This is a genomic window from Candidatus Hepatincolaceae symbiont of Strigamia maritima, from assembly GCF_055505085.1.
On record NZ_DBKDTU010000101.1, the window covers coordinates 1 to 859 of the forward strand.

General features: G+C 31.0%; 2 protein-coding genes. Both read left to right on the top strand.

Annotated features, from left to right (window positions below; genetic code table 11):
* Nucleotides 1–247, top strand: a 247-nt coding sequence (locus ACQCX0_RS02465; protein WP_462562582.1) for a phage virion morphogenesis family protein, incomplete at its 5' end; no start/stop codon positions are given.
* Nucleotides 240–791 (top strand): hypothetical protein, encoded by a 552-nt coding sequence (locus ACQCX0_RS02470; protein ID WP_462562583.1) that lies wholly within the window; start codon nucleotides 240–242, stop codon nucleotides 789–791. The genes ACQCX0_RS02465 and ACQCX0_RS02470, both read left to right, overlap by 8 nt.
* Nucleotides 792–859: the final 68 nt, after the last annotated feature.

Consider the following 859-nt stretch of genomic DNA (forward strand, 5'->3'; position numbering starts at 1 on the left):
ATATAAGCGTAGTGGTAAAGGTATAAACATTCTAAGAAATACTCAAAGACTATTTGGAAGTATTAATTACCAAGTAAAAGGTAATCAAGTTGAGGTAGGTAGTAATGTTGAATATTCAGCAACTCATAATTATGGGGATAAAAGTAGAAATATTCCTAAAAGAGCCTTCTTAGGATTAAGTACAGAGAATAAAAAAGAGATAAACAACCTAGTAAAACTCTATATAGAGGGCTTAAGAAATGAATAATGATTATTTTAACACTCTCTTAAAAGCAATAGAGAACAAAATTAAGGAAGTAATTCCAGAATTTATGGATGTAGGAATATTCGGGGGTGGTTTTAATGGGGAGCAAGATATTAAAAAATTCACAAGCTCTGCCCCAGCATTAAGAATTGGGTTAGCAGGAATAAGTCCAACACTAAATATAAATACCAATCAGTTAGAGGCAACAATGGATTTATCACTTGTATTTATAACAAAGGATATAAAAATTCCAAATAGTAGGCACAGCATAGCTTTAAGTTTTTTAGAAAAAGTATTATTGCTAATAAAAGATGGTAATTGGGGAATAAAAAATACCTATGCAACAGAAAGAAGTTCAGTAACAGAACAAAACTATTGGGGAGCTGAGTTAATGCAAACAGATATAACTATGTGGCAAGTTAATTGGCAACAGAAGTGTTTACTAGGTAAAGATATTTGGGAAGAAGAGGGAGAATTTCCAATTAGTTGGAGAGCAAAGACAGATATAAATAGTGATGGTGGGTGTGATGAAGAATATATTAAATAATAAGTGGTGTTTAATAAAAAAGAAGAAACTAAAGCCACAAAGATTAAGGGCACAAAAAGAAAGTTTTA